The sequence below is a fragment of the Colwellia sp. M166 genome (assembly GCF_024585285.1).
GTDB lineage: Bacteria > Pseudomonadota > Gammaproteobacteria > Enterobacterales > Alteromonadaceae > Cognaticolwellia.
The window spans coordinates 293,033-306,639 of the sequence record NZ_CP040755.1 but is presented as its reverse complement, the minus strand read 5'-3'; the positions used below and the strand labels follow the sequence as shown (position 1 = coordinate 306,639).

Annotated in this window: 14 protein-coding genes and 2 pseudogenes; 4 read left to right on the top strand and 12 right to left on the bottom strand. The window is 37.6% G+C overall.

Going from position 1 to position 13,607, the window contains the following annotated elements:
* Positions 1-13: 13 nt before the first annotated feature.
* From FGD67_RS01505 to FGD67_RS01475, 7 genes and pseudogenes are all read right to left on the bottom strand, one after another.
* Positions 14-808 carry a DUF1461 domain-containing protein gene (locus FGD67_RS01505; RefSeq protein ID WP_257173367.1) on the bottom strand — a complete coding sequence of 265 codons (795 nt, stop codon included), beginning with the start codon at positions 806-808 and terminating at the stop codon, positions 14-16.
* A gap of 4 nt (positions 809-812) precedes the next feature.
* Positions 813-1,532 carry a hypothetical protein gene (locus FGD67_RS01500; protein ID WP_257173366.1) on the bottom strand — a complete coding sequence of 240 codons (720 nt, stop codon included), beginning with the start codon at positions 1,530-1,532 and terminating at the stop codon, positions 813-815.
* Positions 1,532-2,344: a hypothetical protein gene (locus FGD67_RS01495; protein WP_257173365.1), complete on the bottom strand. Its 813-nt coding sequence runs from the start codon at positions 2,342-2,344 to the stop codon at positions 1,532-1,534. The genes FGD67_RS01500 and FGD67_RS01495 overlap by 1 nt, the downstream gene beginning before the upstream one ends.
* A 115-nt stretch (positions 2,345-2,459) precedes the next feature.
* Positions 2,460-2,798 (bottom strand): annotated as a pseudogene (locus FGD67_RS01490) (cupredoxin domain-containing protein); the annotation flags it as partial.
* On the bottom strand, positions 2,798-4,237 hold the full coding sequence (locus tag FGD67_RS01485; protein ID WP_257173364.1) for an ATP-binding protein: 1,440 nt from the start codon (positions 4,235-4,237) through the stop codon (positions 2,798-2,800). The gene FGD67_RS01485 and the pseudogene FGD67_RS01490, both read right to left, overlap by 1 nt.
* Positions 4,238-4,245: 8 nt before the next feature.
* The gene (locus FGD67_RS01480; RefSeq protein WP_257173363.1) at positions 4,246-4,905 is read right to left on the bottom strand and encodes a response regulator transcription factor; all 660 of its coding nucleotides are present in this window, start codon (positions 4,903-4,905) and stop codon (positions 4,246-4,248) included.
* 442 nt (positions 4,906-5,347) lie between these two features.
* Positions 5,348-6,064: a hypothetical protein gene (locus FGD67_RS01475; protein WP_257173362.1), complete on the bottom strand. Its 717-nt coding sequence runs from the start codon at positions 6,062-6,064 to the stop codon at positions 5,348-5,350.
* 407 nt (positions 6,065-6,471) lie between these two features.
* Here FGD67_RS01475 and FGD67_RS01470 point away from each other — a divergent pair, with 407 nt between their 5' ends.
* Positions 6,472-6,939: a hypothetical protein gene (locus FGD67_RS01470; protein ID WP_257173361.1), complete on the top strand. Its 468-nt coding sequence runs from the start codon at positions 6,472-6,474 to the stop codon at positions 6,937-6,939.
* A gap of 142 nt (positions 6,940-7,081) precedes the next feature.
* The gene (locus FGD67_RS01465; protein WP_373567821.1) at positions 7,082-7,570 is read left to right on the top strand and encodes a YchJ family protein; all 489 of its coding nucleotides are present in this window, start codon (positions 7,082-7,084) and stop codon (positions 7,568-7,570) included.
* Here FGD67_RS01465 and FGD67_RS01460 read toward each other — a convergent pair.
* The 3 genes from FGD67_RS01460 to FGD67_RS01450 all read right to left on the bottom strand — a co-directional run bounded on the left by FGD67_RS01460 (position 7,567) and on the right by FGD67_RS01450 (position 10,453).
* Entirely contained in the window at positions 7,567-8,100 is a 534-nt protein-coding gene (locus FGD67_RS01460) for a VC2046/SO_2500 family protein (RefSeq protein ID WP_257173359.1), read from the bottom strand. The genes FGD67_RS01465 and FGD67_RS01460 overlap by 4 nt on opposite strands.
* Before the next feature lie 267 nt (positions 8,101-8,367).
* The gene (locus FGD67_RS01455; protein ID WP_257173358.1) at positions 8,368-9,660 is read right to left on the bottom strand and encodes an ATP-binding protein; all 1,293 of its coding nucleotides are present in this window, start codon (positions 9,658-9,660) and stop codon (positions 8,368-8,370) included.
* Positions 9,661-9,736: 76 nt separating this feature from the next.
* Positions 9,737-10,453 (bottom strand): response regulator, encoded by a 717-nt coding sequence (locus tag FGD67_RS01450; protein ID WP_257173357.1) that lies wholly within the window; start codon positions 10,451-10,453, stop codon positions 9,737-9,739.
* A 383-nt stretch (positions 10,454-10,836) separates the two neighbouring features.
* Here FGD67_RS01450 and FGD67_RS01445 point away from each other — a divergent pair, with 383 nt between their 5' ends.
* The gene (locus tag FGD67_RS01445) at positions 10,837-12,075 is read left to right on the top strand and encodes an MFS transporter (protein WP_257173356.1); all 1,239 of its coding nucleotides are present in this window, start codon (positions 10,837-10,839) and stop codon (positions 12,073-12,075) included.
* Positions 12,076-12,117: 42 nt separating this feature from the next.
* Here the strand turns inward: FGD67_RS01445 and FGD67_RS01440 are convergent, their stop codons facing one another.
* Both FGD67_RS01440 and FGD67_RS21770 read right to left on the bottom strand, forming a co-directional pair.
* Positions 12,118-12,525: a MoxR family ATPase gene (locus tag FGD67_RS01440; protein ID WP_306556781.1), complete on the bottom strand. Its 408-nt coding sequence runs from the start codon at positions 12,523-12,525 to the stop codon at positions 12,118-12,120.
* A 9-nt stretch (positions 12,526-12,534) separates the two neighbouring features.
* A pseudogene (locus FGD67_RS21770) lies at positions 12,535-12,618 on the bottom strand (AAA family ATPase); the annotation flags it as partial.
* Between the two features lie 156 nt (positions 12,619-12,774).
* Here FGD67_RS21770 and xthA point away from each other — a divergent pair.
* Positions 12,775-13,584, top strand: coding sequence for an exodeoxyribonuclease III (gene xthA / locus FGD67_RS01435; protein ID WP_257173355.1), 810 nt, complete (start codon positions 12,775-12,777; stop codon positions 13,582-13,584).
* Positions 13,585-13,607: the final 23 nt, after the last annotated feature.

Here is a 13,607-nt window from a genome sequence, read left to right as displayed (position 1 = left end):
TCTGCCGTGATAATTAAGCCAACTTAGCTTTGTTTTTGCGCTGATAACGGCTAATAACGGCGTCAATACTGACGGCAATGACCAACGCAACGAGCAACAGCTGTAGTGCGATAGCGGCAAAAATATCTGGCGCTTTCATCAGCGTTGCCATTAACGATTCTTTATAATAGAAGAACCATTGATGATCGAGTGGAAATACAACTGTATGCAAATAATAAAAAATTTGCGTAAAACCTAAGCTTGCAAGTAACACCACCACGGATAGCATCAATGCTAGCACAGTGATAACTTTCTGCTTAGATGTTGGCATCTCTCTGAAGGACGCTATTCTTAACTGCTGAACTGGCGAGCCAGCATGGTTCTTAACTTGCCAACAATAAAATATAGCCAAACTGAGGAGAAAAAATAAATTTCCCCACCAATAATGGCTGATGTTATCAAGCAAATTAGCAACATCTTGCAGATGCTGAACTTCACTGATAGTCAGGAGTTTTCGTGAGTTCAACTGTTTATTTACGTAAGTAATTTCCGCTAAGCCGACACCGTGTTGGTGAATAGCATCAACAATGTCAGCAAATTTTTTTTCGTGTAACTCAATATCATTAATCGGAAAATCACCTTTTCCTTGGGTATTTCTTGGCACACTTTTATCAATAATTTGATGAATATCTAATGTTTGGTACCAGAAGCTATAAAAGAAGTTATTCACTTTACTCACTTGCCAACTAATACCTAACGAAAAAGTCAGTACTGACAGCGCAAACAAACCCCAAAATAGTTGTCGAACTATTTGCTTTTTAAACATCATATGCTTAAAACTCATATTCAATGGCAACACGCAAAATATGATCTTTACTGTCACCGTTTAGCCCGGTAATAAAGCCCGCCTCCCATTTCAATTGTTTTTGTCCCTCAAATCTTTGTATGCCCATAAAGGCAGGTCCGATGCCGGTGTAATCCTCACCAATATAAACTTCAATAGCCGGCTGAACTTGCGGTAACCAACGATAGCGATATTGCAAGCGAAACTCGCGTTCAAATTCACTTTGAATATCACTACCCATTTCATAAATTAAGAAGGCATTTAGCGCTAAGCTATTACGACCAAATTCTTTTTCAAATAATATCCCGGTAGTGACTTCCCAAATATCACGTTTATGCTCTTTTTCAACTTCAAGTAACATACCCCAATCTGCCCAATACTCTCCTTGCTCGGTTAGCATCCAGCGTGTTTCAACTTCATAAGCTGACAAGCCAAAATCACCACTGCGGTCTCGTTCACCAACGACATAAACTTCAACCATAATATACTCAGTTAACGACTGTCCGTAAGCTAGCCGCTGCGCTAAGCTATTACCAGCATCATTTTGATGCGACAACATGCGCCATTCAAATTCACGTTCGTTAGGCAACACATAAGGATGATAAACCTTATCAACGACAACGCCATCAGCGACAACGACATGACTGATAACGATGACAAGGCTGAAGGAAATAATCCGAAGCAGACTTATTAACATTTGACAGCGCATTACGCAGCCTCCTTAGATAGAGTTATGGTGGGACTTGGTTTACTAAAAATAGCGCGAGAAAGCATCAAGCTAAATGCTATTAAAATGGCTGATAAATAAAGCGAAAATTGCAGCATTGTTGGCGTGGCATCATAGCCGACGAAAACGGTTAACAATTGCCCTAATTCTGAATTTTCGATAATTAAATGATTCGAGTCCCATAAGAAACGTTCACTCGATAACACATCAATTTGTATCAGTAAATTAGTCGCTTTCATTAATAAGCCTGCACTAAAAAATATCAGCAATATTTGACAGATAATTCGACAATAGCGCTCAATAAAGGTCATCAAAAAGTACAATAACACGGCAATACTCGCGCAAATGCCAACACCCAGAATAACACCAGCAACGAGCACATTAGAGGCGTTATTTTGATACCAAAAACCGGTAATATAAATTAAAAAATTTGCACTATTAAGTGTCATTACTATCACCATTAAGCTGCTAGCACAAAGGAGAATAACGAAATGTCTTCGCATACTTAAGTGCCCTTGCACTACGGGTAACTGAGTCAGTAATAATAATGTGATAAAATAACAAACAATATAAAAACAAGCATAAAGCCATTCTCGACCAGTACTATCAAAGGTATGCGAAATATCATCAATGGCGGTTAATAAGAACAAGCTTAGTATCACGCTCGAACATGCAGCCAAAAAATACCACAGTTGCTTTATACCTTGTTGTTGCAGCAAGGAAATTAAAATAGTGCTGATCACAAATACCGGTAAAGCATCTCGTAGAAACAAAATAATAGTATTAATCAGCACGATAAAGCTCCTTAACCAGCACCCGATGTGTAACGCGTTTCTGAGCAGTATTTAAGGCTAAAATATTCACATCACTAGCTGCACGTGTTTTAATATTAGAGCTTAGCTTGTTAGGTTTAACTATAATGGCGCCTTGAGCACTATTAGGATTAAATTCACCAAAAAATTCATAGCGTCCAGGCAATAACGGACCAATAAAAATAACCGCTTTTTTATGCGGAAAAATAACTTTTTCTCTATTAAGATCAAAACTGTCAAATTCTTCAGGTGTCTGATCTTGATTATGAATAATCAATTTCACTTTGGTATTGGCAGGGATTTCTATTTCTGCCGGGTAAAATAGATGATTTTTAAGGATCAGTTGAAATTCTGCTCGCTTGGCTAAGCTCGGTAATGACAACAGCATACAAGCGACAATCACGCTCTGTACGAATTTAGCTCGCACGTTAACCATTAAACATGCCCTACTGACTGAGGTACTTTGCTGTTATGAGCGTAGTCATTGTTTTGAGTTTTTATTTCAATTTTACCCTCACGCATATTTTCTTTATGACTAAATACCACTTCAACACATAATCCTGCTAAGGCCTCAGATACACTCAGGCTAATACTTGCTTGGTGCAATTGTACAATATGCTTAACAATCGACAAGCCTAAACCACAGCCAATAATTTTTGAATTATGACTATCACCACCAATACGATAAAAACGGTCAAATACTCGCTGATATTCTGTTGGGGCAATACCCGGTCCTGAGTCCTCAATCCGCAGAATTACGCTATGACGGCTACCTTGCTGACAAGAAACTAATATTTTGCCATGGTCTGGAGTATATTTAGCGGCATTAGCAATCAAATTTTTCAATAAAATACTTATGGCGAAGCGATTACCAAAAATAATGCTAGCTTCACTTCTAAGTTCAATATCATGGCCACGACTAGCAATATAAGGATAGAGTTCGCTAATGCACTCTTGTGATAGTGTTTGTAAATTAAGTCGCTCACTTTCAGCTAAAACCTGTTCGGGGTTAGTTCGATTCAAGGTTAGAATTTGGTCAACCACATGCGCCATACGTTCTACACTGTGCTCTAATTGCTCAAAGGGTAAGGCTTGTAACGTTGTTGAGTTGCTGTCATTAGCAATAAGCATCGCATCGAGATAGCTTTGCTGTAGATTATGCAGATTGATTTTTAACACACTGAGCGGCGTTCTCAGCTCGTGTGCAGCATCTGAAGCAAACTGTTTTTCTCGTTCAAATGCTAATGAAAGTCGTAAAAACAATTCATTTAATGTCGCAATAACGGGCGTAAGTTCATTACTGGACTTTATCGATAACTGACTAAGATCATTTGCCTTTTTGTTTTTTAATGCTCGCGTTAGTAATGTTAATGGTTTCAAGCCTTGGCGAACTGCCAATGAAATAATAAGCGCTAGCAGCGGCATCACCAATATAATCGGCGTAACGGCAGATAAAATAATACTTTCAGCTAAGTCAAAGCGTTGTTTTAACGGCTGCGCAATAATAACCCAATAATCTGCTGTTGATTTATCACTAACTTTTTCGCTATAAGTTCGCCAACGTTTACCTAAAAAGTTGACTTTTTTAAAGCCATTACTGAGCTCATTAATCAGCGTCTTCGGCGCATTTTCACTATGACTGACAACCTGATTATCCACAATAACTTGATAAGCAAAGTTACTGGTTATTTTATGCTTAATAATGCCTTTAGGTAGCTCAATAGCGCTAATAACTTGTGCTAACGAAACGAGTTCGTCGTCGAATAAGCTCTCTGCTTTATTCATGCTAGCTTTATAGCCCTCAATCGCAGAAACAAAGATCACTAAGGTAATAATGGATAGCAACATCAACACCAAGTAACGGCGAATAGACATATTCAGCTTTACGCCTTATTGATGGTGTAACCAACACCACGCACCGTTTGGATAAATTTTTCAGGTAATTTTTTCCGTAAATTATGAATATGTACTTCAACAGCATTACTCATAACTTCTTCACCCCATTCATACAGGCGTGATTCTATTTGCTCTCTAGATTGAATACGTCCGGCGTTCTCCATTAACGCTTTTAACACCATATACTCTTTTTTCGAACAATTAAGCATTTGCTCTGCAATAAAAACCTTATGGGCTGCACTGTCCAGTTTGACTGTTGATATAGCGATAATAGCACTATCTGCAGTGCCTAATCGGCGTTCTATAACGCGCAACCGTGCAAGCAGTTCATTAATATCGAACGGTTTAACTAAGTAATCATCTGCGCCAAAATCAAGCCCTTGTACACGCTGCTCGATAGTATCTCGTGCGGTAAGAATAATCACCGGTGTTGCTTGCTTTTTAGCTCGGAGCTTTTTCAGCACTAATAAACCATCCATATCAGGCAAACCTAGATCTAAAATTGCCATATCATGCTCATTAACAGCTAATGCTGTTACAGCATCATTTCCTGATGCTACATGGTCAACAACGAAACCTTCATGACGTAATGACTGCTGCAGTGCTTGTGCTAATGGCAAATCATCTTCAACGAGTAAAATTCTCATATTGTTACTTCAAAACCTCGGTAACTATTTAACTTACGTAATTTACTTAATTTGCTTGTCTTAGCTGGCTTTCCTGTATCGCTAAACAATAGATAAAACACCTAACGCTGACATAACCTTTGACAAAGCTAAGCTTTATGAACGTTACTTTGTCATATTTACTCCCACGACAAAGCAAATCAGTAAAGCTAGCGGCATTAAAGATATTATAACCTCAAATCAGAATAATAGATGCAAAATCAAGCTCTATAAAGCCTTAATTTTCAGGGGTCTATTTATTAAACGCCCAGCTAATATTTTAAAGCAATGTCATTAGTTATCTGCAAACTAAGCAAAATAATCGCGGTTAGTTCAAGAAAAATAACAAATATTAGCAATCATGCTAACAACCAAAATGCTGATATTTACTTAGATAACTTATCTAGCGTCTAGCGCTAAAAATCTAGCGTTTGCTGCTCTCCTTAGCTATTATTTTCTCGACCTGTACTAACAATAACTCGATATCAACTTGGCGATACTTATCTTCAATTAAGCAAGCTGCTCGCAGCGGCACTTGTTTAGCAATTAATAAATGTTTTTTAGCATGATGGTAACGCCGCTCATTAAAAAGATATTGAGCATAGAAAAAATTATTAAGTTTATTATCGGGTGAACTTACTAGCGCTTGTTTCAACAAAGCTTCGGCAATATCATCGTCACCAAAAGCTATAGGCCAAATTGGGGCTTTATGGTATAGCATACCTAAATTGCTATACGCTGCTCCTGTCAGCGCATTGGAATTTAACTCAATGGCGTGTTCAAAATCTTTTTTAGCCGCTTTTATATATGATAAAGCAGATAAACTACTACTTACCTGTGCAAAAGTCGATTTGATGATACCACTCCAGGCCCAAGCATCAGCTTGCATTGGGTAGTTAAATGTCAGCATTTCTACTTGACCAATAAGCTCAACAAAAGCATTTTCTTGGCTCTCGCCATTTAACTCAAAGTTAGTATGTGCCCAGTGCTCACTTAGTTGTTGCAGCTGTACCTCGATATTCATTGCTTTGACTGATTGGCAAAAAATAAAACTGGTTAAAATCACTAAGCAACCGACACTGGCTAGGAGCTTTTTAATGCTTTTAGCCTTAAGCGTTAAATGCTGCGGTAAATTTTTCATCGCTATCTCTATCATGGAAATTTCAAATTTATAGCGCTAATTAGCCGGCGCTAATGCCGAAATATTCGTGTTCAACAAATATTTAACTATTACATAGCTCTGTGGATGATAGACCATTATCAACGGTTAGAGTACTCATCAAGATAACCGTTAATTCTTAACATTTACTTAAGTCAGCTAAGTGGAGTAACACTTTCTTTAACGTCTAAAAAATATCAACTGACGCGCGCCTCAAACAACAGCTCGTTATGAATTAGCAAATAAAGTTATCTATTAGCTGTCTATAAATTAAAGACTTTATTAAGCCCTCTCAATTTAGCTGCAGAGATAAAAATAATGAAATAATGCTTGAAATAGTAACAAAACCGATATACTGTACATTTATACAGTATATCGAGGTAGATACAATGATTAACATCAATAAACTAAATTTAAAATTAGATAACAATAACTTAGCTATGAGTTCTAGGCTTAAAAAACCTAGCCAAAGGGCTGTATTTAGTGCTTGGTGTAATATTATTGAAGTAAATAATGCCTATGATTTATCTGCACATTATCAAGATATTTGTCAAAATCATCACAATGAACATAAGTGGATTTTAATGATAAACCCTGAAAATGACTCATTAGAACAACTATCCACTATGGGTAAAATTAACCCTGAAAGGATCTTAAAAGTGAACGCTAGCAAGGTTAATGTTAGTTTAGAGCAGATTAAAAATACTTTGCTCAAAGGGACTTGTTCAGCAATGATTTTATCCAACGCACATTATAATCAAGCGCAACTAAAGGAAATATCTCATTGCGCTGCTTTAGGAGAAACTCACTGTATTTTGTTGCAAACAACAACTGAACAAATAAGTCAATTACACTAAAGCGGCTTTGTTTAAACACTGTCATTATTTAGGTAAAATGATTACATAGCTAGAACGCTAAACAAGCTCGCGTCAAGCAAACTCTTCAATGGCTAACTGCATTTATGATAAACTAGGTTATTGTTTTTAATTGGTAACCTGAATGTTATGTCCATGCGGCTCCGAGCGAGCCTATTCTCTTTGTTGCCAAGCGATTATCTTGGCAAAAAAATCAGCCTCATCTCCTGAACAACTCATGCGGTCTCGCTATAGTGCCTACGCAACCGAGCAATTTGAGTATATTTTCCTGACTTATGCGAGTGCTAGCCAAGTTGAACAGTCTATTGAAGATATTGCTCAGTGGTCTAAACAAACTCACTGGTTAAAACTCATTATTCATCAAGTCAGTGATTATCAGAAAGACTTAGCGAGCCATAATAGTGCCCAAGTAGAGTTTTCAGCCTTTTATCGACATCAAGGTCAAATTTGGCAAATGCGAGAAAAGTCTCACTTTATTATTGAGCAGGGCCTATGGCGCTATCTTGATGGTGCAGTATCTGACAATCAAGTGGTACAAAAACCTAAACGTAATGACCATTGCTTTTGTGGTAGCGAAAAAAAATTCAAACACTGTTGTGCTAAAAGCCTTTAAGCATAAACTTCCATAAGTGGTGATTTAACAATGGTTGTTTGTACAGCAGTAAGCCAAGCATTAACATTAAATTCAGCTCGCTGCTGTGTTTGCGTTGAAGATTTTTGTTGATGTTTTTGTTGACAATATAAACTAGTGTTATCCATAACTTGCTGATTTATATACTTTACATCATCACGAAATGCCAATGGTTTTGGTTTCAGTGTATTAGCTAAACGTAGTTGATCTAATTGCTGGTTTTCAACCAAACTTGCTTGGTTAAATTCTTCCAACGCTTCAATATTTTTTAATGCTAACGGCGCTTCATCAGGTAATTGGAAATGTTTTCTTAGTTGTTCTGATGTGGTGGTTTTTTCTGCTGATGTGGTTACCGGTAATTTGAACTGACTGTGTGCTCGAACATCGTCAGTTAACATGGCGAGCATTAACGAAAAATCAGAACGACGTTCATGATGAACACTCTCATTAAGCTGTTCGCCTAACTGAAGTTCATGAACTAATATGTCATTTGATAACACGTTTGATTTCAAAATAATCTACTGTTTTACTACCGATAATATTAATATCGGCAGGACGATAAATTACTTTAGTGTTAATCGCAGTTATACCAATTTTACTAAGTTTCTAATGAATACAGAATATTGCCTAAGGTAAGTTACCCATTCACATTAGCCTCTGCTATAGGCTAATTTTTAAGACTGTAAGGCGAAACAAGGATTCTGTGGACATTCTCGGCTTTGATTAGCAGATTTTTCAAGCGTACAGCGCTATAAACCAAAAACTCAACACACCTAAGATTAAACAGTCACATGCTTCATTGGCCAACTAAGAATAAAGCTTGCTCCACCCTGTTCACTATCGATCACTGAAGCACTACCACCGTGCCATTCCATAATTCGACAAACAATAGCTAAACCTAAGCCAAAGCCCCCTGTTTCTCTATTACGTGAAGTATCACCGCGTGAAAAAGCATCAAAGATAGTGCGTTTGAAATCATCACTGACACCACCACCATTATCAGTGACACGTATCTGGCAATGATCTTGATGTTGCATAATAGTGATATCAATTTCACCATTGCCATATTTTATTGCATTAGAAATATAATTATTCAGGGCGCGACTAATAAAGTGTCGATCGGCTTCTACTTTTATATTGCCCAGAAGATTATTGACGGTAAATTTTTGCTCAAATTGTTGATAATTACAGACCTGTTTTTCAACAATTTCAACCAGCGATTCTGCAAAGAAATTCAGCGTTGGTTTTTCATTATCAAAACTAGCATAAATTAGCATCTCACTAATTAATTGCTCTAACTCACAAATATCTTTGCTAATTGCTGTGCGATATTTTTCCTGCTTAGCTTTATCATCTGTACACGCCAACATCTGTAAAGCAAACTTGGAGCGTGCTAATGGCGTGCGCAGTTCATGCGCTACCGCTGTTGACAATTCTTTGTGGGCATCAATTAAGCGCTTAATGCGACTAGCCATGGTATTAAAGGCTGTCACCATTGGCTCTGTCATTGTCGATCTTGCTTGTGGTGCGACAACATCAAAGCTATCTTGACCAAATTCAATAGCAGTTTTTCGCAATTGATCTAAATCACGAGAAAGCGGTCGTAACCAAAAGAATAATAAACAAGCTAAAGTAGCCAGTAAAATAACACGAATTAACGCTTCCATGCGGGGTCTAGTTGGCATTTTTGCCGGCCCTAACACTATCACCATTGCCGTATGGTTAATCAGGTGATGAATTTCTACCGCATCATTATCATAATAGATATGAGTATTATTTTCGCTAATGACATCACGCTTTTGATGACTGCTCTCTACCATTTGTTGTTCAGAAATCAACTTTAATGGTAATCGCCATTGTTCTGCAGCACCGGCAACAATTTCTTGCCATTCATCTCGAGGGTGTTTCTCTACATAATTAGACAGTGCTAACAACATAGTTTTATAACCCGTATAAGATTCTATATCTTGTTCGAGATAAGAACTCCAAACTTCATCAAGCATCCAAGAAAAGATAATAAAAATAGAGATGATCAGAAAGTATAAGCTGAAAAATGAGCGACCGAGTTTCATTAAAGTGCCTAAAAAGAAGAAATAAAGGCCGATGAGTTGCTATAACAACCCATCAGTTTATACATAGTAATTGTGATTAACTCCATGCATCTGGTACAAATAAATAACCTTGCCCCCAAATAGTTTTGATACGAAATGGCGTTTCGTTACTATCATGTAATTTTTTTCGTAAACGTGAGATACGTACATCAACACTGCGATCCATACCATCATATTCACGACCAACAACTGACTTGTAAATATAATCACGATTTTGTACTTCACCTGAGCGACTTGCTAATAACCACAATAAATCAAATTCTTGACTCGTAAGGTCAATATTTTCACCATGTAACTTAACTTGTCTTGAGCCGCGGCTAATATGTAAATTACCGCAATTTATCTCAGCATTTTCCTTACCGTCTGCAGGTAATTGACCACGACGTAATAAGGCATTAACACGAGCGAGAAGTACTCTCGGTTCTACCGGCTTAATGACATAATCATCAGCACCAATTTCTAAGCCTAAGACCTGATCAAAATCAGTGCCTTTCGCGGTTAACATTAAAATTGGTCCTTTAAAGTCAGGGCGCAGATCTTTACAAACAGCAAAACCATCTTTACCGGGTAACATGATGTCTAAAATGATCAAGTCTGGAACAAATTTATCAACTCGCTTTTCAACTGTATCACCTCTAAACTCTTGCTTAACGTGATAGCCTTCACTTTCTAAAAACTCAGTGACGAGATCTGACAACTGGCGGTCATCTTCAACGAGTAATATCTTTTTTACTGACGAATTATTATCTGACATTAATTTCTCCTACTTTATTATGCTGTTTTAACACAATTTTATGGTCGTATGCTTAACACAGTTCAACGCTTACTTTAGCCAATAAATAACGACCACTGAAAGTATGAATGACTCTAATGACATTAGCTTAAAATGTTTATTATTAATTAACAACGCTATGTACAAGGTGTTACTGCAATAGTACAACTTATTACCCAGCGATTACACTTAATTACACTAGTACTAACGACTTGAGTTTTATTACCTTTTTCTTAAAACGGCTAATAATAGCTTAATTCAAACTCACTATATAAACATAAAACTTTACTTAAAAATAAGCTAGATTTACTATATCGATTATAAACAAAACTTAACTATAAACTGTTATGAATCACGCTGCCAAATTGAAAAACTCACCAAGCGACAAGCAAAATGCAGATGAAATAAAAGCAAAAAAGTCTTTATTTTCCGTTATGCTGGTGGTGCTATTTAGTAGTGCCGGCATTGCTTTGCCTTACCCAATATTAGCGCCGCTGTTTCTTAATGAAATAAGTCCGTTGACCACATTTGCTGATTTACCCAGTAAAATCCTCTTAGGCATCATATTAGCAATATACCCATTAGGTGTGATTTTTGGCAGTTCAGTTTTAGGTGCAGCGTCGGGTATATACGGTCGAAAAAAAACCCTGATCATCACCTTACTATTAACGGTTATCAGTTATGTACTATCAGCACTTGCGGTTATTGCTGAAAGCTTCTTATTATTAGTGCTGGCGCGATTTATTACCGGTATTTTTTCTGGCAATATCAGTATCGCCAAAGCTGTCGCGGTTGATTTATCGCCGACATTAGATAAAACCTATACATTCAACTTGGTTAATGCCACGAGTTATTTAGGCTGGTTACTCGGCCCGCTAGCAGGGGGATTATTAGCGATATATGGCTTAGATATGGTGTTCTACTTCGCTGCCGTCGTACTGGTTATTGCATTATTCAGTGTTGCCAGTGTTTTACCTGCAGATGAGTTAAAAACCAAAGACATCACAATTAAGTTTAAACAACTTTTTAGTAAGCAAAATTCATTTGCCTTATTGGCCAATAAGCAAATTAGGCGCATATTTTTAATTTATTTGCTCGCGACACTCGGTCTCAATGCTTACTATGAATTTTATCCGGTTTGGTTGGTTGAACAATTCGATTTTTCAAGTCCCGACATTGGCTATATAACCGTAGTCTTAACCTTATTTATGACCATCACCAGTGTCTTTTTCGTCAAGCAGTTGAAATATCTATTAGGGTTAAAGTTTGGAGCGATGGTTGGAATGGTATTAATGGCGCTACTGTTTTGTTTACATCCGCTATTATCAGCCACCAGCGTTTGGCCGGTTTATGCCATGACAGGTGTCGCTATCGCCATTTTCAATGGCCTATTACCTGTGTATATTTCCGAGCAATACCACAACATAGAACAAGGCCAACTAATGGGATTAATTACCACCATTTTTAGTTTAGCTAATGTACTTATTGCCCTTATCGGTAGTGTATTAGCGTTATTTGGTGCTCATTGGGCCATTATTTTTGGTGCTATTTTACTGATTATTGCCGCCGTTGATTTTAATTATAGTCAAGCAGATATTCGCTAAGTTTAACGGTAAATATTGCTAAAAATTTAGCCTGATTGCCACTTAGGCTCTAGCCAGACATTGCCTTAATACCGCAGGGGCAACAAATTGTATGTCATCTAGATGGATGGCATAACGCCCTGACATTAATGCGCGCGCTTTGGCGCATAATATTAAAGCTTGTCTTGCTCTGGGACCTGCGCCCCAACGCACATGCTCGATAACACTCTGACAGTTATGGGCACGCGCGCTATCTGTTTGCTTGTTACTCTCTGGACGTGTCGCTCGCGCTAAGCTTGCGGCATAGCCCAGCAACTCATCTGAAACCGTAACACTGCGCACTAAGTCTTGTAGCGCGATAGTATCTTCAGCACTGAGAATGACATTAAATTCGCTGTGATTATTATCCGTTGTACGCTTAATAATTTCTATCTCTTCTTGCTCACTAGGGTAACCGACACGAATAAACATTAAAAAATGATCCAGTTGAGCTTCTGGTAACGGATACGTACCCGCTTGCTCTACCGAGTTTTGAGTAGCTAAAACAAAAAAAGGTTTTGGCAGTTTATAACAAAGACTAAAAAAAATACGACTATGCTTTGTTAATAATACATAACAAAGTATGTATTAATAAATGAAGCCGCTATAAATGTGAATTCTCTTTCGCGCTTATTTACAACTTCTGGTAGCATTAGCGCAAAATAATTACTGAGTTAACATATGAAAATCATCTCTTTTAATATTAATGGCCTACGTGCTCGCTTGCATCAACTACAAGCAATCATAGATAAACATCAACCGGATATTATTGGTCTACAAGAAATCAAGGTCCATAACGACGCTTTTCCGTTGGCTGATGTTGAAGCGATGGGCTATCAAGTTTATTTTCATGGTCAAAAAGCTCATTATGGCGTTGCCATGCTTTGTAAAAAACCTGCCGACGTGGTCATTAAAGGTTTTCCTTCTGATGATGAAGAAGCCCAAAAACGTATGATTATGGTACAAACAACCGACGAAAATGGCGAAAAAGTTACGGTATTAAATGGCTATTTTCCACAAGGCGATAATATTGCTCACGAAACTAAGTACCCATACAAACGTCAATTTTATAAAGATCTAATGCAATACCTAAATGAAAATCACACACCAGAAGACAATATTGTGGTGATCGGTGATATTAATATTTCACCAACAGATTTAGATATTGGCATTGGTGAGCCAAACCGTAAGCGTTGGTTAAAAACCGGTAAATGTAGTTTCCAACCTGAAGAGCGTGAATGGTTAGCTACCTTAATGAATTGGGGCTTTAAAGATACCTTTAGAGAACTACACCCTAGCCGAGCAGAAAGATATTCATGGTTTGACTATCGCTCTCGTGGCTTTGATGATAATCGAGGCTTACGTATTGATGTGGTATTAGCAACAGAAAAATTTGCCGGTCGTTGCCTTGAATCCGATATAGATTATGAACTCAGAGGCATCGAAAAGCCGTCTGATCACGCCCCGATTTGGTCAACATTTAGTCAATAATATGCCTATTCAAGCGCACATAA